Genomic DNA, 19,513 nt, shown 5'->3' on the forward strand with positions numbered 1-19,513 from the left:
GCCGCCCTGCCGCAGGGCACGGTCGAGGATCTGCTGAAGCCCGAGAACAAGGCGAAGCTGACAGAGATCCTGACCTATCATGTCGTTCCGGGCGAGGTGATGTCCTCGGATCTCACGGAAGGCATGAAGGCCGCCACGGTCGAGGGGGGCGAGCTGACCGTGTCGCTTGAAGGTGGGCCGAAGGTGAACGGCATCGCGATCTCGCAGCCCGACGTTGACGCCTCGAACGGCGTGATCCACGTGATCGATGGCGTGCTGATGCCGGAGAGCTGACGGTCAAGGCCCGCCTCCTGTCGGGAGGCGGGCCTGATCTTGCGAAGCGGATCGGATCAGTGGACGACCGCGTCCTGCGGCAGTTCCCGACGCGAGGACGACACTCGGTCGCCGATGATCAACCCGTCCACCCCCGCGCTGACCTTCACGGTCGAGCCGTCGAGGATGTCGCCGGCCAGGATCATTTCGGCCAGCGGGTCCTGCAGGTGGCGCTGGATCACCCGCTTCAGCGGACGTGCGCCATAGACCGGGTCGTAGCCCTCGTCGCTGAGCCACTGCTTGGCCGCAGGATCAAGCTCCAGCGCGACCTTGCGAGTCGCGAGGCGCTTTTCCAGCAGGCGAAGCTGGATCTCGACGATGTGCACCATGTCGTCGCGGCTCAGCCGGTCGAAGATCACCATCTCGTCCAGACGGTTCAGGAACTCGGGGCGGAAGTGACCGCGCACCGCCTCCATCACCGCCGCACGGGCGGGCGCCGGATCGGCTCCCTCCGGCAACTGGCTCAGCGCATAGGCCCCGAGGTTCGAGGTCAGGATGATCAGCGTCTGCTTGAAGTCCACCGTCCGGCCCTGACCATCGGTCAGCACGCCGTCATCAAGGACCTGCAAGAGCACGTTGAACACCTCGGGGTGGGCCTTCTCCACCTCGTCGAACAGCACGACCTGATAGGGCCGGCGGCGAACGGCTTCCGTCAGCACCCCACCCTCGTCGTAGCCGACATAGCCCGGAGGCGCGCCGATCAGCCGGGCGACCGAGTGCTTCTCCATGAACTCCGACATATCGATGCGGACCATCGCCTGGTCGTCGTCAAAGAGATATTCGGCCACGGCCTTGGTCAGTTCCGTCTTGCCGACCCCCGTGGGCCCGAGGAACAGGAAGCTGCCCAGCGGCCGGCGTTCGTCGTTCAGCCCCGCGCGCGCGCGCCGCACGGCGTTCGCCACCGCCGTCAGAGCAGTGCGCTGGCCGATGACCCGACGCCCCAACTCCTCTTCCATCTTGAGAAGCTTCTCGCGCTCGCCCTCGAGCATCTTCGAGGTCGGGATGCCAGTCCAGCGTTCCACCACCTCGGCAATCTGCTCGGGACGGACAGCTTCCGAGACCAGAAGGTCGCCCTCGCGCGCCTCGGCTTCCTCCAGCTTCTTCTCAAGCTGAGGGATCACGCCATAGGACAGCTCCCCCGCGCGGGCGAGGTTGCCGTCACGCTTGACCTGCTCCAGTTCGGCGCGGGCACGGTCGAGCTGCTCCTTCAGGTCGCGTGCGACATCGAGCTTGTCGCGTTCGGCCTGCCACTGCGCCGTCATCTCGGCGGCGCGCTGGGTCATCTCGGACAGGTCCTTCTCCAGTTTCGCCAGCCGGTCCTTCGACGCCGCGTCATCCTCCTTCTTCAGCGCCTCGGATTCGATCTGCGCCTGCAGGATCTGGCGGTCCAGCGCGTCGAGTTCCTCGGGCTTCGAATCCACCTCCATCCGCAGGCGCGAGGCCGCCTCGTCCATCAGGTCGATGGCCTTGTCGGGCAGGAAGCGGTCGGTGATGTAGCGGTGCGACAGCGTGGCCGCTGCCACCAGTGCGGCATCGGCGATCCGGACGCCGTGGTGAAGCTCGTATTTCTCCTTGATGCCGCGCAGGATCGAGATCGTGTCCTCGACCGTCGGCTCCTCGACCATCAGCGGCTGGAAGCGGCGGGCAAGGGCTGCGTCCTTCTCGACATGCTTGCGATATTCGTCGAGCGTGGTCGCGCCGATGCAGTGCAGCTCGCCCCGCGCCAGAGCCGGCTTGATCAGGTTCGCGGCATCCATCGCGCCTTCGGACTTGCCCGCGCCCACCAGCGTGTGCATCTCGTCGATGAACAGGATGATTTCGCCCGCGGCCGAGGTGACCTCGTTCAGCACGGCCTTCAGCCGTTCCTCGAACTCGCCGCGATACTTCGCGCCTGCAATCAGCGCCCCCATGTCGAGCGACAGGAGCCGCTTGTTCTTCAGGCTTTCCGGCACGTCGCCGTTCACGATGCGCAGCGCCAATCCTTCCGCGATGGCGGTCTTGCCGACGCCGGGTTCGCCGATCAGCACGGGGTTGTTCTTGGTGCGCCGGGACAGGATCTGCATCGAGCGGCGGATCTCGTCGTCGCGACCGATGATCGGGTCGATCTTGCCGTCGCGCGCCGCCTGCGTCAGGTCACGCGCATACTTCTTCAGAGCGTCATAGCCTTCCTCGGCCGAGGCCGTGTCGGCAGTCCGCCCCTTGCGGATGTCGTTGACCGCGGCGTTCAGCTTCTGCGCCGTCACGGCACCGGCATCCAGCGCGTCCTTGGCCTTCGACGGCACCATGGCAAGCGCCATCAGGATGCGCTCGACCGGCACGAACGAGTCGCCCGCCTTCTTCGCGACCTTCTCCGCCTCGTCCAGCACCCGCACGAGGCCCGGATCCATGAAGGGCTGCGCGTCGCCTGTGACCTTGGGCAGCTTGGCGATGGTCAGTTCCACCGCCTCGGCGACGCGCTGCGGCTCACCACCCGAGCGGCGGATCAGGTTGGACGCCAGCCCCTGATCGTCATCCATCAGGGCTTTCAGCAGATGCTCGGGGGCCAGACGCTGGTGGCTCTCGCGCATTGCGATGGTCTGGGCAGCCTGCAGGAACCCACGCGACCGCTCCGTGAACTTTTCCAGGTTCATCGGTTACTCCTCTCACAAAGCCCCCGGCGCATGACCGCCCGACTGTCGGCACGGCCCATCCCGGGTCTCGAGCCAGAGGTGGTCGTGACCGCCCATGAATTCAAGGCTCGCCCCGATGCGTCGAAGACCAAGGCCCGGCGGAACCCGAGGCCCTTCCGTGGATTTATCCACAAGCCAACCTGCTGGCGCGGCACATGATCCTGCCCGGGACAGCCCGCCGGTGCCCCATGATCCCGATCGCGCCCAAGGGCCGCGGTCCTGACGAGGAGACAGAAGATGCGCATCCTCTCCGCCACCATCGAGAAAGCGCGTTACGCCCGCGATTTCGGACAGGTCGAAGCGACGGTGGCCCTGCTGGTCAAGGACGCCGCGCGCCCGGTTCCCTATGTCCGGCGGATCTTCACGACCGAGCCCGCCCGCGCTGCACGCCCGTTGCGCCGGCGCCTGATCGAAAGTGCGACGACCCTGTTCCTCGCGCGGCACGAGGCACCGCTTGTGCGGGCAGCCTGAGGCAGCGGTTCAGCCGAAGGCCTGCCATCCGGCCAGCGCCGCGCCCACCAGACCGGGTTCGGGATGCGCCGCCGGAACCACCAGCGGCGAGGCCGTGCGGCGAAGCAGGCGCTGCCGCACCGCCCCGTCGAGGGCAGCCACCAGCGTCCGGTCACTGGCCAGCCCGCCACCCGCAGGGACCACCGACGCGCCGACGACGTTCAGGACCAGCGCGAGCGGACCGGCAACAAGGTCGAGCCACGTCTCCACCGTCACCGCCGCGGCCACCTCGCCCGCGCGCCACGCCGACAGGATCTCGCGGCTGCTTGCCTCGCTGCCCGACAGGTGCCGGTGCAGCCGTTCGATCCCCCGGGCACCCCCGACAGTGTCCACGCAACCGTGAAGCCCGCAGCCGCAGCCAAGATGCGGAACGTCCCGCCCCAGCGGCCGCTCGTTCAGCACGGTGCCATGTCCCCACTCGCCGGCAAAGCCGCCGGCCCCGGTGACGAGTCGCCCGTCCAGAACCAGCCCCCCGCCGACCCCGCTACCGAGGATGATCCCGAAGACGTTCCGATGGCCCCGGCCAGCGCCACGCAGCGCCTCGGTCAGCACGAAGCAGTCGGCGTCGTTGCCGATCCAGACCGGGCGGCCCAGCGCCGCTTCCAGATCCGCGGCGAGCCGGCGGCCGGTCACCGCAGGCAGGTTCGCCGCGGTGATGCGACCGTCCTCGGGATCGACCACCCCGGCGATGGAGATGGCGACCGACCGCGCCCCGGCAGGCAGCAGGCCCATGAGCGCCGCCACGAAGCCCGCGAAGGCTTGCGGCATGGGCGCCTCGCCCAGCGGCTCCAGATCGTCGGGGGCCAGCGCGCGGGCGGCACGGATGCGGGATCCGCCTATGTCGAAGGCAACGAGCATGGCTGCCTGATAGCAGTCGCCGGGGCCGGACGGAATGCCCGCGCTTGACAGCGAGGCGCCGCAGCCGCATCACGCGCCCGACCGCTTGCAAGCAGGAGACACCATGGCCGACGACCGCCTGATCGTGGCACTCGACGTGCCGAATGTGGTGCAGGGGCTGGAGCTTGCCCAGCGCATCGGCGAGGCCGCGTCGTTCTACAAGATCGGCCTCGGGATGCTGACTGGCGGAGGGCTGGCCCTGGCGAACGAGCTGAAGCAGGAGCACGGCAAGCGCGTCTTCCTCGACATGAAGCTGTTCGACATCGGCGCGACGGTCGAGGCGGCGGTGCGAGGCTTCGCACGCTTCGACCTCGACTTCCTGACCGTGCACGGCGACCCGCAGGTGGTGCGTGCGGCGGCCGAAGGACGCGCGGGCAGCGGGCTCAAGATCCTGGCGGTGACCATCCTGACGTCGCTCGACCGCGCCGATCTAGACGCAAACCTGATCCGCCCGGGCGATATCGCCGAAATCACGCTGGAGCGTGCCGTGCGGGCGCTCGATGCCGGGGCGGACGGGGTGATCGCCAGTCCGCAGGAGGCCGCGGCCATCCGGGCGCTGCCGCAGGCGGCCGGTCGGCTCATCGTGACCCCGGGCGTCCGGCCCGCGGGCGCCGCGCCGGGCGATCAGAAAAGGGTGGCCACGCCCGCGCAAGCCATCGCGGACGGGGCCGATCACATCGTGGTGGGACGGCCGATCTGGCAGGCCGAGGATCCGCGGGCCGCTGCCCTCGCCGTTCAGGCGGAACTGGCGGCCCGCGGCTGACGCGTCAGTCCGCCGGCGCCGGGGTGGCCGGCGTGGTGGTGCCGGGGGCGGGAGTGGTCGGCGCCGTGGCATCCGGTGCGGGCGTGGTTGCATCCGGAACGGCCGGGGTGGTAGCCGGTTCGGTGGTCTCGGCGGCCGGCGGCACGGTGTCGACCGTGGCGTCGTCGGTGGCGCTCGAGCCGCCGAACACGAACCACAGCACAAGCAGCAGCACGATCACCCCGCCGATCACATACCACATGGTATTCGAGCGGGCAGCTACGGGTCGTTCGGTCGGGCCGGGATCGCGACGGTAGTCAGACATGAGATCCTCCTTCTCTCTTTTGCGAAAGCAACGAAGATCCGCAGGCGCGGTTCCGCGTCCCGCCCTGCCGCCCGGTGCGGACGGCGAAAGACCGCCGCCCGGTCGTCGCACTCCCGGTGCCGGACCCTCACCGGTCATTTTGAAAGCCGGCCGGTGCGGATGACGGCCGGCCGATTTCCGACGTTCCCGATCCCCGGCCACCGGCACTGCCGGGAACCGCCTCTTGTCAGGGGCGGCCAAAGGCGGCCTTTCAGTCGACAGTGATGTCCCGACGTCGACCCACCCTTCCGGAGTAGCCGGTGCGGAGGACGGCCGGCCGGTCGATGGCCCCGATCCCCAGACCAGCGACCATGCCGGGAACCGCCACTCGTTACAGACGGAGGATGGCGGCCACTCAGTCGTCGTTGATGTCCCGGTCCCAGACCTTCACGGACCCTCCCGGAAGGCCGAAGAGCCGGCGCAGCACGAGCCAGATCGCCAGCGATATCAGCGCGAAGATCAGCAGAAGCGCCGGAAGGCCCGCCTCAAGGCCCAGCCAGACGAGCACACCCGTCGCGATGGCGCCGCCCGAGAAGCCGAGGAACACGAAGCCCGGCACCAGAAGCTCGATCATGCCGACCAGAAGGCCACCGACGACCCACGCCCACCATACCGACCAGATCATCCGCGTCCCTTCAGCATCCTGAACGCATCCGCGAAGGCATCCATGGCCGAGGCCGGCACGACGATCAGCTGCTTGGCGTCCCCCTTGCCGACCGCGGTCAGCGCCTCGACCTGCTTCAGGGCGACCTGATACTGCGCCGCCTCAAGCCCGTTCTCGCGGATCGCCTCGGCGATCACGCCGGTGGCATAGGCCTCGGCATCCGCCAGCACCCGGCGCGCCTTGGCCTCCTGCTCGGCCGCGTAAAGCTCGGCGTCGGCGTTGAGTTCCACGGCGCGCTTGCGTCCCTCGGCCTCGGTCACCAGCGCCCGCCGCGCGCGCTCGGCGTTCAGCTGCTGCAACATCGCCGCCCGCGTGGCATCGTCGAGGTTCACGTCCAGCACCTCGGCCCGCGTCACCTCGATCCCCCAGTCGTCCACCATGGCCGCCACCTGCTCGCGCACCTTGGCGATCAGGTCGGCGCGGTTCGACTGCACCTGGTCAAGCTCCAGCTTGCCGATCTCGCTCCGCACGATGCCGGCCACTGTGGTCGCGATGGCCGCATCCACGTCCCGGATGCGGTAGACGGTCTTTTCAGGTTCGGTGATGCGGTAGAAGACGCTGGTCTCCACCTTCACCAGCACGTTGTCGGCGGTAATCGCATCCTGCATGGCGTTGGGCAGTTGCCGCTCGAGAATCGAGATCTTGTGGGCCACCACGTCGAGGAAGGGCACCACGAAATTGATCCCCGGCCCCAGCACGGCGCGCAGCCGGCCGAAGCGTTCCACCACATGCTTCTCGGATTGCGGCACGATCCGCACGCCGAGGAAGATGCAAAGGATGATGAAGGCGGCGAGCGCCAGCAGGACGGCGTTGCCGCCGGTGAAATCGCCCGGTTCCATGTCAACTCCCCGATGATCGCCCCCGGTCCTTGATGCCGCGAAGCCCCGAACGGCGCAAGGATGGCGAAGAAGGGTAAAGGGAAGGCTGACGATCTACCGCAGGCCGGGCAGGCAGTGGTATGGTCACGCCATCATGCCCGCGCTCTGCCGAGACTGCCTCAGGACCTTCGACGACGGCCGCCGCTGTCCCGCCTGCCACTCGCCCCGCGTGGTGGCCCATCCGGAACTGGCCGGGCTGTCCATCGCCCACATGGACTGCGACGCCTTCTATGCCAGCGTCGAGAAGCGCGACCGGCCCGAGCTTCGGGACCTTCCGGTAATCGTGGGCGGCGGCACGCGCGGCGTGGTCTCGACCTGCTGCTACATTGCGCGGATCTCAGGCGTGCGCTCGGCCATGCCGATGTTCCAGGCGCTGAAGCTCTGCCCCGAGGCCGTGGTCGTCAAGCCGCGGATGGAGGTCTATGCCGGCGTCTCGCGCCAGATCCGCGCACTGATGGAGGAGCTGACCCCCGCAATCGAGCCGCTGTCGCTGGACGAGGCCTTCCTCGACCTGTCCGGCACGGCCCGGCTGCATGGCGCGCCTCCGGCGGTGCTGCTTGCCCGCCTCGTGCGGCGGATCGAGACCGAACTGGGCATCACCGGCTCGATCGGGCTGTCGCACAACAAGTTCCTCGCCAAGATCGCCTCGGACCTCGACAAGCCGCGCGGCTTCTCGGTGATCGGCAGGGCAGAGACGGAGGAATTCCTGCGGACGAAGCCGGTCCGCATCATCTGGGGCGTGGGCACCGCCACGCAGACCGCGCTGGAACAGGCCGGCATCCGCACCATCGACGACCTGCGGCGGTGGGAGCGGCAGGACCTGCTGCTGCGCTTCGGCCAGATGGGCGAGCGGCTCTGGCATCTGGCACGCGGCGAGGATCACCGGCGGGTGGCGCCGGCCCACGAGCTGAAGTCGATCTCGAAGGAGACGACCTTTCACGAGGATACGGGCGATCCCGACATCCTCGACGGCCATCTGTGGCGACTGGCCGAGCAGGTCTCGGATCGCGCCAAGGCGAAGGGGCTGGCCGGACGCACCGTGACGCTGAAGCTCAAGCGCGCGGATTTCCGTCTGGTATCGCGGCGGCATGCGCTGTCCGATCCCACGCAATCGGCCGACCGGATCTATCGCGAGGTGCGGGCGCTGTTCGATGCCGCGCGCACGCCGGGGCCGTTCCGCCTGATCGGCGTAGGCATTGCCGATCTGGGCACCGCGGCGTCGGCCGACCTGACCGGAGACCTGCTTGACCCCGAGGCGGTGCGGCGCCGGGCGGCCGAGCGCGCCACGGATGCCATCCGCGCCCGCTTCGGGCGCGACGCGATCATCAAGGGCCGGTCGCTGCGCTGATCACTCGGCGGCCAGCGGCAGGGTCGGGCGGCCCAGCGCGGCGATCTCGGACACAACCCCGCACATCAGCGCCGAGAAGGCGGGGAAGCGGGCGCTGCGCTCGATCCGCGCCTCGTCCATGTAGAGCGAGCGGTCGACCTCGATCTGCACCACATGCTGGTTGCGCGAGGGGCGGCCATAGGCCTGCGCGATATAGGCGCCGGCAAAGGGGGCGTTGCGCACCACGCGAAGCCCGGCCGAGACGAAGGCGGCCTCGATCCGGTCCACCACCGCACGACTCGCGGCGGCGCCGAAGCGGTCGCCCAGCACGACCTCGGGCGTCGGCTGGCCCGGTCGGGCATGGGTCTCGATCGCCTCGTGCGGCATCGAGTGGCAATCGACCAGCACGGCCTCGGAAAAGAGGGTGAGGCTTTCCTCGATCAGGTCGCGCAGGGCGGCATGGTAGGGCGTCCAGTAGCGCGCGATCCGCCCCTCGGCCTCGCCGAGCGGCATCTTGCCCCGGTAGATCGGCCGCCCGTTCGCCACCACGCGGGGAATCACCCCGAGGCCCGAACTGACGCGCGGATTGTGCGGCGCGCGCGAGATCCCCTCGATCAGCGCCGGGTCAAGCTCGTCCGCGGCGCGGTTCATGTCGACATAGGCCCGCGGCACCCGCGCCGCCAGCAGCGGCGCGCCGGCCATCGGCGCCGAACGGAAGAGTTCGTCCACGAAGGCATCCTCGGACGAACGCATGGTGCGTTCGTCGAGAATCGTCCGGGCCACAAGGGATGACGGATAATCCCGCCCGCTGTGGGGCGAGGAGAAGATCACGGAAGTGTCGCGCCTTTCCGGGCGGATCAGCGTATAGGCGTCCGGGGTCATCTGGCTTCCTTCACCGCCCGATAGTGCTTCATTTTCTAGCGCTTCAAAACCCCTTGAACACCCCGCCGACTCTATTTATAGAGCAGCGCACCGACGGGGTGACGCCCCGGTCTTCCGGACCGGGTTGTGGTGCCACTGTCAGAGTGGGCGGTTAGCTCAGCGGTAGAGCACTACGTTGACATCGTAGTGGTCACTGGTTCGATCCCAGTACCGCCCACCATTTCACCGCCCCCGGTTCGGGGGCATCGTTTTTTTCAAGGCGCACGCGCGCCGCGAAAGGGAGAAGAGAGATGAAGGTTGCGAACTCGCTCCGCTCGCTCAAGCTGCGCCACCGCGACTGCCAGGTCGTGCGCCGCAAGGGCCGCGTCTACGTGATCAACAAGACGCAGAAGCGCTACAAGGCCCGTCAGGGCTGATCGCTGCGCCCGACAGGGCCGATCATTGCGATCGAGGGACAGGAAGGCCGCCCGGGATGCACCCGTGGCGGCCTTTGTCATGTCCGCCCCCGGGCCATCGCCGTTGCCAGCCGCCGCCCGGCGCCCTACCATCTGTCTTCCGTTTCAGGAGGTCGCCATGCCGCTGCCGCTCGCTCCGCTTGCCGTCATCGCCCTTCGCACCGGCGCCATCGCCGGGGCCGTGTGGCTCGTCCGCCGCGCCGTCGCCCGGCAGTCCCTTGCGATCGGTCGGACCGACCAGCGCGCCGAGGACGCCCTGGAGGATCTGCACGACGGCCTGGCGATCCACCGGCCGCTCGACCGGGCCGCGCATGGCGTGCGGCAGACCAATGCCGCCGGCCGCATGCGGCGCACCGTGCTCTGGCAGGGCGGCGGGGTCGAGATCGACGCGGCCTGGCTTGGCCGGCTGCGCATCCGGAGACTGTAAGCGCATGCGCCTCTACGCCTCGCCTACCTCTCCCTTCGTGCGCAAGGTCGATGTGGTCCTGCACGAGACGGGCCTTCTCGACCGGGTGGAGCGTGTCCCTGCCGGCGGCACCCCGGTGGATCCGGGAAGCCTGCCGCTGGCGCTCAATCCGCTGGGCAAGATCCCCGTGCTGGGGCGCGACGAGGGGCCGGCGCTCTACGACAGCCGGGTGATCTGCCGCTACCTCGATTCGCTGGCATCGGCGGGGCTTTACCCGCAGCCGCCGCGGCTCTGGGATGCGCTGACGCTGGAGGCGACGGCGGACGGGATGCTCGAAGCCGCCGTGCTCATGGTCTACGAGGTGCGGACCCGCCCCGAGGAAAAGCGCCACGAACCCTGGGTCGAGGGCCAGTGGAACAAGATCGCCCGCGCGCTTGATGCGGTCGAGGCCCGCTGGCTGAGCCAGCTCCGCGGCCCGCTCGACATCGGCCAGATCGCGATGGGCTGCGCGCTGGCCTATCTCGACTTCCGCCACGGCACCCGTGACTGGCGCAAGAGCAGGCCCGGGCTGGCCGAGTGGGAAGCCGGTTTCTCCGCCCGCCCCTCGATGATGGCCACCGTTCCCGTCGCCTGAGGGGGAATCGGGGCGCTCCGCCACAGGCCGACCCGGTCCGCCGCTGCCGCGACGCCCACCTGCCGCGAAGCCGGGACAGGAGTCGAATCGCCGATCCGTCCGGACCCATTTCCGCGCCTCGCCTTCCCCAGCGAGGGCTTCCGAACGGCATCGCGGCGCCGCCGGCCCGCAGCCTGCGGCCGCCGAAGCGGTCGATCTAGATTACGAACATTTCAAGATTTGCAACCCCAGGATGTGCCGGACTGCCGCCACGCGGGCGGCGGCCGGGCCCGCGGCGACCGCCCGGCGGCGCCCCGGCCCCCGCGCTTTTTCCGTGCTGAATCATGGGGCAGAGAGCTGCCCCGGATGGGCTCCGGACAGGCATCCGGCGCGCCCGCGAAAAGCGTGCTGCGCCTGTTTGTCCGCTGGACGCAACGCCGCATGGGAATTAGAAGGCGACAGGCAAGGCTGCGTGCGCATCGCGGCCCCGTCATCTTGTGGGCCTGCAGCGGCCCGAGGAAGGGAGAAGTTCTCGTGTCAAACGCAGAAGATCACGCAGGCACCCGGAGGGATTTCCTGTACTACGCCACGGCGGGTGCCGGGGCAGTGGCCACGGGCGCTGCCGTCTGGCCTCTGATCAATCAGATGAACCCCTCGGCGGACGTGCAGGCTCTCGCCTCCATCTTCGTTGATGTAAGCGCGGTGGAGCCGGGGGTCCAGCTCACGGTCAAGTTCCTCGGGAAGCCGATCTTCATCCGCCGCCGCACCGAAGCCGACATCGAACTCGGCCGCTCGGTCCAGCTCGGCGAGCTGGTGGACACGAATGCCCGCAACGCCAACATCGACGCCGGCGCCGAGGCGACGGACCAGAACCGCACCCTCGACGAAGCCGGCGAATGGCTGGTGATGTGGGGCGTGTGCACCCACCTCGGCTGCGTGCCGATCGGCGGCGTCTCGGGTGACTTCGGCGGCTGGTTCTGCCCCTGCCACGGCTCGCACTACGACAGCGCCGGCCGCATCCGCAAAGGTCCCGCTCCGCAGAACCTGCCGATCCCCCTCGCCAAGTTCATCGACGAAACCACTCTCCAGCTCGGGTAAGGAACGCCAGTCATGTCCGGAATCCCCCACGACCATTACGAGCCCAGGACAGGCGCCGAGCAGTGGCTGCACCGCCGGCTGCCCATCGTCGGGCTGCTCTACGACACCATCATGATCCCCACGCCCAAGAACCTGAACTGGATGTGGATCTGGGGCATCGTGCTGACCTTCTGCCTCGTGCTGCAGATCGTCACCGGCATCATCCTGGCGATGCACTACACGCCGCATGTCGACCTGGCCTTCGCCTCGCTCGAGCACATCATGCGCAACGTGAACGGCGGCCACATGCTGCGCTACCTGCATGCGAACGGCGCCTCGCTGTTCTTCATCGCGGTGTATCTGCACATCTTCCGCGGCCTCTACTACGGCAGCTACAAGGCCCCGCGCGAGATCACCTGGATCATCGGCATGCTGATCTACCTCGCGATGATGGCCACCGCCTTCATGGGCTACGTGCTGCCGTGGGGCCAGATGTCGTTCTGGGGCGCCACCGTGATCACCGGCCTGTTCGGTGCGATCCCGGGCATCGGCGCGCCGATCCAGACCTGGCTGCTTGGCGGGCCCGCCGTGGACAACGCGACGCTCAACCGCTTCTTCTCGCTGCACTATCTGCTGCCCTTCGTGATCGCCGCGCTTGTTGCGCTGCACATCTGGGCCTTCCACTCGACCGGCAACAACAACCCGACCGGCGTCGAAGTGCGCCGCACGTCCAAGACCGAAGCCCAGAAGGACTCCCTTCCGTTCTGGCCCTACTTCGTGATCAAGGACCTGTTCGCGCTCGCGGTCGTGATGCTGGTGTTCTTCGCCATCGTCGGCTTCATGCCGAACTACCTCGGCCACCCCGACAACTACATCGAGGCGAACCCGCTCTCGACCCCGGCCCACATCGTGCCGGAATGGTACTTCCTGCCGTTCTACGCGATCCTGCGCGCCTTCACCGCCGACGTCTGGGTGGTGCAGATCGTGCAGTTCATCACCTTCGGCATCGTCGACGCCAAGTTCTTCGGCGTGCTCGCCATGTTCGGCGCGATCCTCGTGATGGCGCTCGCGCCGTGGCTTGACACCTCGCCGGTCCGCTCGGGCCGCTACCGCCCGATGTTCAAGACCTACTTCTGGCTTCTGGTGGTGGACTTCGTGGTGCTGACCTGGGTTGGTGCGCAGCAGACCACCTTCCCCTACGACTGGATCTCGCTGATCGCCTCGACCTACTGGTTCGCCTACTTCCTGGTGATCCTGCCGGTCCTGGGAGCGATCGAGAAACCGGTGGCTGCGCCCGCGACCATCGAGGAAGACTTCAACGCCCACTACTCGCCGGCAACCGGCGGCACGAAGACCGTCGTGGCCGAGTAAGGGAAAGGACATTGACGATGATCCGCACATTCACCCTCACAGCCGCCACGGCGCTCGCCCTGTCGGGCGGCGTGGCGATGGCGGCCGGCGGCGGCCACATCAAGGACGTTGACTTCGCCTTCGAGGGTCCGTTCGGCACCTTCGACCAGCACCAGCTGCAGCGCGGCCTTCAGGTCTATACCGAGGTCTGCTCAGCCTGCCACGGGATGAAGTATGTCCCGATCCGGACGCTGGCTGACGACGGCGGCCCCGAGCTGCCGGCCGATCAGGTCCGCGCCTACGCCACCCAGTTCACCGTCGTCGACGAGGAAACCGGCGAGGACCGCGAGGGCAAGCCGACCGACCACTTCCCGGTTTCGGCGCTCGAGAACGCGCCCGACCTGAGCCTGATGGCCAAGGCCCGCGCGGGCTTCCACGGCCCGATGGGCACGGGCCTCAGCCAGCTCTTCAACGGCATGGGCGGGCCGGAATACATCTATTCGGTCCTGACTGGCTTCGAAGAGACCCCGGCTTGCGCCGAGGGCAACGAGCCCGAGGGCTTCTACTACAACGTGGCCTTCCAGAACGGCGGCGTGCCGGACAGCTGCAAGGACGCGAACGGCGTGAAGAAGGTCGCGGGCAGCTGGATCGCCATGCCGCCTCCGCTGATGGACGACCTCGTGACCTATGCCGACGGGCATGACGCCAGCGTCTCGTCGATGGCCGAGGACGTCTCCGCCTTCCTGATGTGGGCGGCCGAGCCGAAGCTGATGGCGCGCAAGCAGGCCGGGCTGACCGCGGTGGTGTTCCTCACGGTGCTTTCGGTCCTGCTCTACCTGACGAACAAGCGGGTCTGGTCCACCGTCAAGGGCGACAAGAAGAAAAGCGCCTGATCCCTGATCAGGCAAGCGATGGGCCCCGCTTCGGCGGGGCCCTTTTCATTTGCGCGCAGCCCTCGTCAGCGGCCGAGGTAGTCGCGCAGCGCCGGTGGCGGGTCGGCAAACAGCCCCGCCGTGGGCCGCGGCGCATCGGCCCGGCCATCGGCGACCAGAACGGTGCGGTCCGCAAAGCTGCGGGCATCGGCGGGATCGTGCGTCACCATCAGGACCAGCGCACCGGTGTCCGTCGCGATCTCCTCCACCAGCGCCAGCATTTCGGCCTTGAGCGCGGGCCCGAGGGCCGCGAAGGGTTCGTCCAGCAGCAGGATGGGCCGCGCGCGAAGCAGGGCACGCGCCAGCGCGGCGCGGCCCTGCTGCCCGCCCGACAGCCGCCCGGGCAGGGCCGTGCCCAGCCCGCCCAGCCCCACCTGCTCCAGCGCCTCGTCGATCCGCGCCCGGTCCTCGCGTCCGAGCCGCAACGCCGGCGATATGCCCAGACCGAGGTTCTGCCGCAGCGACAGGTGGGGAAACAGGTTCTGGTCCTGAAACAGCACGCTGACCGGCCGCCGACCTGGCGGAAGCGGCGTCAGATCCTCGCCCCGCCACAGGACGCGCCCGTCGGCCGGGGCGATGAATCCCGCAATGGTCATCAGCAGCGTGGACTTGCCACCGCCGGAGGGGCCGATGACGGCGATGCGCTCGCCTGCCTCGGCCTGCCAGTCGGCGCGAAGCTCGAACCCGTCGATCACGACATGCAGGGAGTCAAGCCGAAGCATGGCGCCCCGCACGATCGAAGACCCAGAACAGGGCGAAGCTGGTCAGCACCAGCAGGAGTGCCGCAGCAGCCGCCTGCTCCATCCGGTAGGCGCCCATCAGCCGCTGGACGAGCAAGGGCAGCGTCGCCCCGCCCTCGCCCGCAAAGAGCGCGATGACGCCCAGATCCCCCATCGCCAGCGCCGCCGACACGCCCAGCGCGAAGCCCAGCGGCCGGCGCAGGCGGGGCAACGTCAGCCAGCGCAGCCGCGCCAATCCCCTCAAGTCCAGCGCCGCCGCCAGCCGCCCGTAGTCCGCCTGCAGCGCGCGGGCCTCGGGCGCGAGGATGCGGAAGGCGAAGGGCAGCGACAGCACGGCGTTCACCAGCATCGTGACCGGAAGGGCAATGCGCGACGGGTTCACGAAGGGATGGGCGGCAAGGAAGAGGCCCGTGCCCAGCACGAGAGACGAGGCCGCCAGCGGAAGCGTCGCCACCAGCCCGAAGGCGGGTGCGGCCAGCGCGAGCACCAGCGCCCCCGACACCGCCAGCAGCGCCGATGGGAGCGCTACGGCAAGCGACCGGCCGGCCGCCGCCCAGACCTCGGGCGGCAGCGACAGCAAGCCCGGCACCCCGCGGGCGACCACCATCCCCAAGGGGAGGATCAGGAAGGCCGCCGCGGCGGAAAGTGTCACGGCATCGGCGAAGCGTCTCCAGCCGCCGGGGGCGAGGGTCACGGGCTTCCGGTCAAGACCGGCGCCGAACCCGGCCGGCAACGCGACCGCCCCGGCGGACAGCACCGCCGCCGCGCAGATCGCGAACTGCAGCGTGGCCAGCAGCGCGGCCCGCCCAAGGTCGAACTCGAAGCGCAGCGCCTGGAAGATCGCAAGCTCGACCGTCGTCGCCCCTGGCCCGCCGCCCAGCGTCAGCGCCACGGCGAAGCTCGACAGGCAGATGACGAAGATCACGAGCAGGGTCCCCGGCAGCACCTCGCGCAGCATCGGCCGCTCCAGATGGCGCCCGACATCGCGGGGTGTGAGGCCAAGCGACTCGGCGAGGCGGAACCGCTCGGCCGGGATCGCCAGCCACCCCTGCAGGATCAGCCGCACCGCAAACGGCATGTTGAAGAAGACATGGGCCAGCACCACGCCGTGCAGGCCGTAGACCGACACGGGCGGCAGGCCCAGCGCCTCCAGCCCGCGGTTCAGCAGGCCCGAGCGTCCGAAGACCGCCAGCAGGCCCAGGACCGCCACGATGACCGGCAACAGGAAGGGCGCGCCCAGCAGGGCGATCAGCAGGCCGCGCCCCGGAAAGCGCCGCCGCGCCAAGGCGCGCGCGACCGGCACCGCCAGCGCGACCGACACCACGGCCGACAGCGCCGCCTGGGTCAGCGTGAAGCGCACCGCCGCCCAGTCCGCCGGGCCGAGGCCCGCAGCATCGCCCGCCCGCGCCAACACCAGCGCGAGCGGCCCCAGCGTCAGCGCAACCAGCGCCGCGCCGAGGCTCAGCGCGAGAGCGCGGACTGCCATTCGGCCAGCGCCCCCTGCCGCAGGGCCCGGGCCTCCTCGGGCGGCAGCAGCAGCGAACGGGCGGGCTGCACCAGCGTGTCGAAGCCCGCGGGCAGCCCGGCCTGCGGCCGCTTGGCCGGATACATCCAGTTCGTGGTGGGGATCACCGACTGCACCGGCTCTTCCAGCAGGAAGCGCAGGAAGCGGTCGGCCAGTTCCGGCTGATCGGTCGAGGCGAGCTTGCCCGCGACCTCGACCTGCAGATAGTGCCCCTCGGCGAAGGCGGCGGCGGCCTTGCTGTCGTCCTTCTCGGAGATCAGGTGATAGGCTGGCGAGGTGGTGTAGCTCAGCACCATGTCGGCCTCGCCCTCGAGGAACAGGCCATAGGCCTCGGACCAGCCGGGCGTGACGGTCACGATGTTGTCGGCCAGCCCCTGCCAGATCCCGGCTGCGCGGTCGCCGTAGGCTGCCTTGACCCACATCAGCAGCCCGAGACCGGGGGTCGAGCTGCGCGGGTCCTGGATCACGATCGTCGCATCCGACGCCGCCAGTTCCTCGAACGAGGCCGAAACCTTGGCCATGTCGCGTTTGTGGACGAAGGCGAACCAGCCCCAGTCGAAGGGCAGGAACAGCGGGTCCTGCCACGCCACCGGCAGGTCGAGCGTCGCCTCGATGCCATGCGGTGCGAAGAGGTCCGTGGCCGCCGCCGCGGCGGTCAGGTTGGTGTCGAGGCCCAGCACCACATCGGCCTCGGTCCGTGCGCCCTCCAGCTGGACGCGCGCGAGCAGCGCCGCACCGTCACCCGCGCCGATCAGGCGCAGGTCGCAGCCGCAGACAGCCTCGAAGGCGGTCTCGACCGCCGGGCCGGGGCCCCATTCCGAGGTAAAGCTGTCATAGGTCAGCACGGTCAACACGGGGGTCTCGGCGGCCGCCACAGTGGCCGTCAGCACGAAACCCGCAGCAAGCACAGGAAGTTTCATCGCATCCTCTTCTCACGTCGGGCGGAGTCGGGATGGAGGATCCATGCACCTTCCCTCCGCCGGTCCTAACCGGGTCAGGTTCAACGGGTTCGCTTGCGCATCTCAGCCCTTCCGGGCACCCCGAGGTATCACCGACCATATCGGCCCGCCCCGCCGCCGCAAGGACAAAGGCGGGATTGCGGCGCAGAATCCGGTTCCCCGGCGGCGGCTTCTGTCCTATGGCTCGGCCCAAACGGGGACATCGCCATGAGCTTCAACACCTTCGGCCACCTCTTCCGCGTCACCACCTGGGGCGAGAGCCACGGCCCCGCGCTTGGCGCCACGGTGGACGGCTGCCCGCCCGGCATCGCCATCGAGCCTGCCGCAATCCAGCACTGGCTGGACCGCAGGAAGCCCGGGCAGAGCCGCTTCACCACCCAGCGGCAGGAGCCTGACGAGGTCCGCATCCTCTCCGGCACCTTCGAGGGCCGGTCCACCGGCACGCCGATCCAATTGATGATCGAGAACACCGACCAGCGCTCGAAGGACTATGGCGATATCGCCCAGAGCTTCCGGCCCGGCCATGCCGACATCACCTATCACTGGAAATACGGCCTGCGGGACCATCGCGGCGGCGGGCGCTCCTCGGCGCGCGAGACGGCGGCGCGGGTCGCCGCGGGCGGCATTGCCCGGGCGGCGCTGGCCGCGCTGGTGCCAGAGTTGAGGATAACCGGCTACATGGTCCAGATCGGCCCGCATGGCATCGACCCCGCCCGGTTCGACGCCTCCGAGATCGAGCGCAACCCGTTCTGGTGCCCGGATGCCGAAACCGCCGCCCGCTGGAGCGATTATCTCGACGACCTGCGCAAGGCGCATGACTCGGTCGGTGCCATCGTCGAGGTGCGGGCCTCGGGCGTGCCGGCGGGCCTCGGTGCGCCGATCTATGGCAAGCTCGACAGCGACCTTGCCGCAGCGATGATGTCGATCAACGCCGTGAAGGGGGTCGAGATCGGCGAGGGCATGGCGGCAGCCACGCTCACCGGCAGCGCCAATGCCGACGAGATCCGCATGGGGCCGAATGGTCCGCAGTTCCTGTCGAACCACGCGGGCGGCATCCTCGGCGGGATTTCGACGGGACAGGACGTGGTGGTGCGCTTCGCGGTGAAGCCCACGTCGTCGATCCTCACCCCGCGCCGCTCGGTCAATGTCGAGGGCCGGGAGGTCGATGTGGTGACGAAGGGTCGCCACGATCCCTGCGTGGGCATCCGGGCCGTCCCGGTGGGCGAGGCGATGATGGCCTGCGTGCTGCTCGACCATCTGCTGCTGGACCGTGGCCAGACCGGCGGGGCGCGCGGCCGGATCGGTCAGGGCGCCTGACGCTCCGGCATCTTCGACATCTGCACCGCGAGGATGCCGGCCGCGATCACCACGACGCCCACGGCATCCCAGATCCCCATCCGCTCGCCCAGAAGCACGGCCGCCACCGCCACCCCGAAGAACGGGTTGAGGAAGTGGAAGGTCGCCGCCCGCACCGCTCCGATGCGCCCGACCAACAGGAACCAGATCCAGGTGGCAAGCAAGCCCGGCACCAGCGTGGTATAGGCGAAGGCCAGCACGAGGCTCGCGCTCCAGCGGACTTCGGGCGCGCCTTCCGTCAGCACCGCCACCGGGGCCAGCGCGGCCGCCCCCACCAGCATCTGCAGCCCCACGATCATCAGCAGGTTCCCGCCCGAGGAGGCCACCCGCACCGTCAGGGTGGCCGCCGTCAATGCGATCACGCCGATGGCGCAAAGCAGGAAACCCAGCAGATCCTCGCCGCCCGACAGCCGCGTGCCCATGATCAGCGCGACGCCCGTCATCCCGGCGACAAGGCCCAGGGCGGTCAGCGGCCGCAGGCGCTCGCGGAAGATCAGCCAGCCTGCCAGCGCCACCAGCAGCGGCATGGTCGAGGCGACGATGGCCGCGAAGCTCGCGCTCACCCAGCGCATGGCGACGAAGTTCACGCCCAGATAAAGCGCGTTCTGGCACAGCCCGAAGATCACCACGCCGCGCCATTGCGCGCGGTTCAGCCGGGCGCTCTGGCCGAGCGCCGCGCCGATCGCCAGCGCCAGCAGGCCCGAGATCAGGAACCGCAGTGAAAGCGCCCCCAGCGGCGGGGCCTGGGCCACGATGATCCGGGCCGATGCGAAGGCCGAGGACCACATGAAGGCGAAGGCCAGGCCCATCGCGATGCTGCGCAGATCCATTCCGCCCTCCGCTTGCCGTCTCAAA

The 19,513-nt window shown here is 69.1% G+C and carries 21 protein-coding genes, 1 tRNA gene and 1 riboswitch (1 of these 23 only partly in view); of the genes, 12 read left to right on the forward strand and 10 right to left on the reverse strand.

The features are described 5' to 3' along the window. Positions 1 to 273 carry the 3' portion of a fasciclin domain-containing protein gene (locus tag CK951_RS15035; RefSeq protein WP_096787289.1) on the forward strand. The gene continues 201 nt to the left of window position 1, outside the view, so the window shows 273 of its 474 coding nt (coding positions 202-474); the start codon falls outside the window, past its left edge; it ends in the stop codon at positions 271 to 273. Between the two features lie 56 nt (positions 274 to 329). Here the strand turns inward: CK951_RS15035 and clpB are convergent, their stop codons facing one another. Then, positions 330 to 2,942 carry an ATP-dependent chaperone ClpB gene (clpB, locus tag CK951_RS15040; RefSeq protein WP_096786891.1) on the reverse strand — a complete coding sequence of 871 codons (2,613 nt, stop codon included), beginning with the start codon at positions 2,940 to 2,942 and terminating at the stop codon, positions 330 to 332. A 276-nt stretch (positions 2,943 to 3,218) separates the two neighbouring features. On the opposite strand from clpB, the gene CK951_RS15045 reads away from it, so the two are divergent. Further along, entirely contained in the window at positions 3,219 to 3,452 is a 234-nt protein-coding gene (locus CK951_RS15045; protein ID WP_096786892.1) for a hypothetical protein, read from the forward strand. A 9-nt stretch (positions 3,453 to 3,461) separates the two neighbouring features. Here CK951_RS15045 and CK951_RS15050 read toward each other — a convergent pair whose 3' ends face one another. Beyond that, positions 3,462 to 4,349, reverse strand: coding sequence for an ROK family protein (locus CK951_RS15050; RefSeq protein WP_096786893.1), 888 nt, complete (start codon positions 4,347 to 4,349; stop codon positions 3,462 to 3,464). Positions 4,350 to 4,452: 103 nt separating this feature from the next. Here CK951_RS15050 and pyrF point away from each other — a divergent pair, with 103 nt between their 5' ends. Continuing rightward, positions 4,453 to 5,151 carry an orotidine-5'-phosphate decarboxylase gene (pyrF, locus tag CK951_RS15055; protein ID WP_096786894.1) on the forward strand — a complete coding sequence of 233 codons (699 nt, stop codon included), beginning with the start codon at positions 4,453 to 4,455 and terminating at the stop codon, positions 5,149 to 5,151. Positions 5,152 to 5,155: 4 nt separating this feature from the next. Here the strand turns inward: pyrF and CK951_RS15060 are convergent, their stop codons facing one another. From CK951_RS15060 to CK951_RS15070, 3 genes are all read right to left on the reverse strand, one after another. Further along, complete coding sequence (locus tag CK951_RS15060; RefSeq protein ID WP_096786895.1) at positions 5,156 to 5,455, reverse strand: hypothetical protein; 300 nt, start codon at positions 5,453 to 5,455, stop codon at positions 5,156 to 5,158. A gap of 394 nt (positions 5,456 to 5,849) precedes the next feature. Beyond that, complete coding sequence (locus tag CK951_RS15065) at positions 5,850 to 6,119, reverse strand: NfeD family protein (RefSeq protein WP_096786896.1); 270 nt, start codon at positions 6,117 to 6,119, stop codon at positions 5,850 to 5,852. After that, a complete protein-coding gene (locus CK951_RS15070) occupies positions 6,116 to 6,997 on the reverse strand; it encodes an SPFH domain-containing protein (RefSeq protein ID WP_096786897.1) in 882 nt (293 codons plus the stop codon). Before CK951_RS15070 ends, CK951_RS15065 begins: the two co-directional genes overlap by 4 nt. A gap of 133 nt (positions 6,998 to 7,130) precedes the next feature. Between CK951_RS15070 and CK951_RS15075 the strand changes: the two genes are divergently transcribed. Then, on the forward strand, positions 7,131 to 8,384 hold the full coding sequence (locus CK951_RS15075) for a DNA polymerase IV (RefSeq protein ID WP_096786898.1): 1,254 nt from the start codon (positions 7,131 to 7,133) through the stop codon (positions 8,382 to 8,384). On the opposite strand, the gene CK951_RS15080 is transcribed toward CK951_RS15075, so the two are convergent. Further along, positions 8,385 to 9,245, reverse strand: a complete 861-nt coding sequence (locus CK951_RS15080) for an N-formylglutamate amidohydrolase (protein ID WP_096786899.1) — start codon at positions 9,243 to 9,245, stop codon at positions 8,385 to 8,387. 145 nt (positions 9,246 to 9,390) lie between these two features. Between CK951_RS15080 and CK951_RS15085 the strand changes: the two genes are divergently transcribed. The 7 genes from CK951_RS15085 to petC all read left to right on the forward strand — a co-directional run bounded on the left by CK951_RS15085 (position 9,391) and on the right by petC (position 14,039). Beyond that, positions 9,391 to 9,465 (forward strand) — tRNA-Val (locus CK951_RS15085). A gap of 70 nt (positions 9,466 to 9,535) precedes the next feature. After that, positions 9,536 to 9,661, forward strand: coding sequence for a type B 50S ribosomal protein L36 (gene ykgO, locus CK951_RS15090; RefSeq protein WP_002722020.1), 126 nt, complete (start codon positions 9,536 to 9,538; stop codon positions 9,659 to 9,661). A 157-nt stretch (positions 9,662 to 9,818) separates the two neighbouring features. After that, the gene (locus CK951_RS15095; RefSeq protein WP_096786900.1) at positions 9,819 to 10,127 is read left to right on the forward strand and encodes a hypothetical protein; all 309 of its coding nucleotides are present in this window, start codon (positions 9,819 to 9,821) and stop codon (positions 10,125 to 10,127) included. Positions 10,128 to 10,131: 4 nt separating this feature from the next. Next, on the forward strand, positions 10,132 to 10,740 hold the full coding sequence (locus CK951_RS15100; protein ID WP_096786901.1) for a glutathione S-transferase: 609 nt from the start codon (positions 10,132 to 10,134) through the stop codon (positions 10,738 to 10,740). A 513-nt stretch (positions 10,741 to 11,253) separates the two neighbouring features. Then, positions 11,254 to 11,817 carry a ubiquinol-cytochrome c reductase iron-sulfur subunit gene (gene petA, locus CK951_RS15105; RefSeq protein WP_096786902.1) on the forward strand — a complete coding sequence of 188 codons (564 nt, stop codon included), beginning with the start codon at positions 11,254 to 11,256 and terminating at the stop codon, positions 11,815 to 11,817. A 12-nt stretch (positions 11,818 to 11,829) separates the two neighbouring features. Next, the gene (gene petB, locus CK951_RS15110; protein ID WP_096786903.1) at positions 11,830 to 13,167 is read left to right on the forward strand and encodes a cytochrome b; all 1,338 of its coding nucleotides are present in this window, start codon (positions 11,830 to 11,832) and stop codon (positions 13,165 to 13,167) included. 17 nt (positions 13,168 to 13,184) lie between these two features. Next, on the forward strand, positions 13,185 to 14,039 hold the full coding sequence (petC, locus tag CK951_RS15115) for a cytochrome c1 (protein ID WP_096786904.1): 855 nt from the start codon (positions 13,185 to 13,187) through the stop codon (positions 14,037 to 14,039). A 65-nt stretch (positions 14,040 to 14,104) separates the two neighbouring features. Here the strand turns inward: petC and CK951_RS15120 are convergent, their stop codons facing one another. The 3 genes from CK951_RS15120 to thiB are packed head-to-tail and all read right to left on the reverse strand — an operon-like array spanning position 14,105 to position 17,263. After that, positions 14,105 to 14,800, reverse strand: coding sequence for an ATP-binding cassette domain-containing protein (locus tag CK951_RS15120; protein ID WP_096787290.1), 696 nt, complete (start codon positions 14,798 to 14,800; stop codon positions 14,105 to 14,107). Next, positions 14,787 to 16,304 (reverse strand): thiamine/thiamine pyrophosphate ABC transporter permease ThiP, encoded by a 1,518-nt coding sequence (locus tag CK951_RS15125; protein WP_096786905.1) that lies wholly within the window; start codon positions 16,302 to 16,304, stop codon positions 14,787 to 14,789. Before CK951_RS15125 ends, CK951_RS15120 begins: the two co-directional genes overlap by 14 nt. Further along, a complete protein-coding gene (gene thiB / locus CK951_RS15130; RefSeq protein ID WP_096786906.1) occupies positions 16,280 to 17,263 on the reverse strand; it encodes a thiamine ABC transporter substrate binding subunit in 984 nt (327 codons plus the stop codon). Before thiB ends, CK951_RS15125 begins: the two co-directional genes overlap by 25 nt. A gap of 34 nt (positions 17,264 to 17,297) precedes the next feature. Beyond that, positions 17,298 to 17,396, reverse strand: a riboswitch (TPP riboswitch). Between the two features lie 113 nt (positions 17,397 to 17,509). On the opposite strand from thiB, the gene aroC reads away from it, so the two are divergent. Continuing rightward, positions 17,510 to 18,619: a chorismate synthase gene (aroC, locus tag CK951_RS15135; protein WP_096786907.1), complete on the forward strand. Its 1,110-nt coding sequence runs from the start codon at positions 17,510 to 17,512 to the stop codon at positions 18,617 to 18,619. Here aroC and CK951_RS15140 read toward each other — a convergent pair. Then, positions 18,607 to 19,488, reverse strand: a complete 882-nt coding sequence (locus CK951_RS15140; protein WP_096786908.1) for a DMT family transporter — start codon at positions 19,486 to 19,488, stop codon at positions 18,607 to 18,609. The two genes, aroC and CK951_RS15140, sit on opposite strands and share 13 nt — an antisense overlap. Positions 19,489 to 19,513: the final 25 nt, after the last annotated feature.

Source organism: Rhodobacter sp. CZR27, from assembly GCF_002407205.1.
Taxonomy (GTDB): Bacteria; Pseudomonadota; Alphaproteobacteria; order Rhodobacterales; family Rhodobacteraceae; genus Cereibacter_A.

Bases quoted from the DNA above. Each gene is read 5' to 3' on its own strand.
- CK951_RS15070 (WP_096786897.1), bottom strand. From the start codon at position 6,997: ATGGAACCGGGCGATTTCACCGGCGGCAACGCCGTCCTGCTGGCGCTC.
- clpB (WP_096786891.1), bottom strand. From the start codon at position 2,942: ATGAACCTGGAAAAGTTCACGGAGCGGTCGCGTGGGTTCCTGCAGGCT.
- CK951_RS15050 (WP_096786893.1), bottom strand. From the start codon at position 4,349: ATGCTCGTTGCCTTCGACATAGGCGGATCCCGCATCCGTGCCGCCCGC.
- CK951_RS15125 (WP_096786905.1), bottom strand. From the start codon at position 16,304: ATGGCAGTCCGCGCTCTCGCGCTGAGCCTCGGCGCGGCGCTGGTTGCG.
- CK951_RS15140 (WP_096786908.1), bottom strand. From the start codon at position 19,488: ATGGATCTGCGCAGCATCGCGATGGGCCTGGCCTTCGCCTTCATGTGG.
- CK951_RS15045 (WP_096786892.1), top strand. From the start codon at position 3,219: ATGCGCATCCTCTCCGCCACCATCGAGAAAGCGCGTTACGCCCGCGAT.
- CK951_RS15075 (WP_096786898.1), top strand. From the start codon at position 7,131: ATGCCCGCGCTCTGCCGAGACTGCCTCAGGACCTTCGACGACGGCCGC.
- CK951_RS15065 (WP_096786896.1), bottom strand. From the start codon at position 6,119: ATGATCTGGTCGGTATGGTGGGCGTGGGTCGTCGGTGGCCTTCTGGTC.
- thiB (WP_096786906.1), bottom strand. From the start codon at position 17,263: ATGAAACTTCCTGTGCTTGCTGCGGGTTTCGTGCTGACGGCCACTGTG.
- pyrF (WP_096786894.1), top strand. From the start codon at position 4,453: ATGGCCGACGACCGCCTGATCGTGGCACTCGACGTGCCGAATGTGGTG.
- petC (WP_096786904.1), top strand. From the start codon at position 13,185: ATGATCCGCACATTCACCCTCACAGCCGCCACGGCGCTCGCCCTGTCG.
- CK951_RS15100 (WP_096786901.1), top strand. From the start codon at position 10,132: ATGCGCCTCTACGCCTCGCCTACCTCTCCCTTCGTGCGCAAGGTCGAT.
- petB (WP_096786903.1), top strand. From the start codon at position 11,830: ATGTCCGGAATCCCCCACGACCATTACGAGCCCAGGACAGGCGCCGAG.
- CK951_RS15060 (WP_096786895.1), bottom strand. From the start codon at position 5,455: ATGTCTGACTACCGTCGCGATCCCGGCCCGACCGAACGACCCGTAGCT.
- CK951_RS15095 (WP_096786900.1), top strand. From the start codon at position 9,819: ATGCCGCTGCCGCTCGCTCCGCTTGCCGTCATCGCCCTTCGCACCGGC.
- CK951_RS15080 (WP_096786899.1), bottom strand. From the start codon at position 9,245: ATGACCCCGGACGCCTATACGCTGATCCGCCCGGAAAGGCGCGACACT.
- ykgO (WP_002722020.1), top strand. From the start codon at position 9,536: ATGAAGGTTGCGAACTCGCTCCGCTCGCTCAAGCTGCGCCACCGCGAC.
- CK951_RS15120 (WP_096787290.1), bottom strand. From the start codon at position 14,800: ATGCTTCGGCTTGACTCCCTGCATGTCGTGATCGACGGGTTCGAGCTT.
- aroC (WP_096786907.1), top strand. From the start codon at position 17,510: ATGAGCTTCAACACCTTCGGCCACCTCTTCCGCGTCACCACCTGGGGC.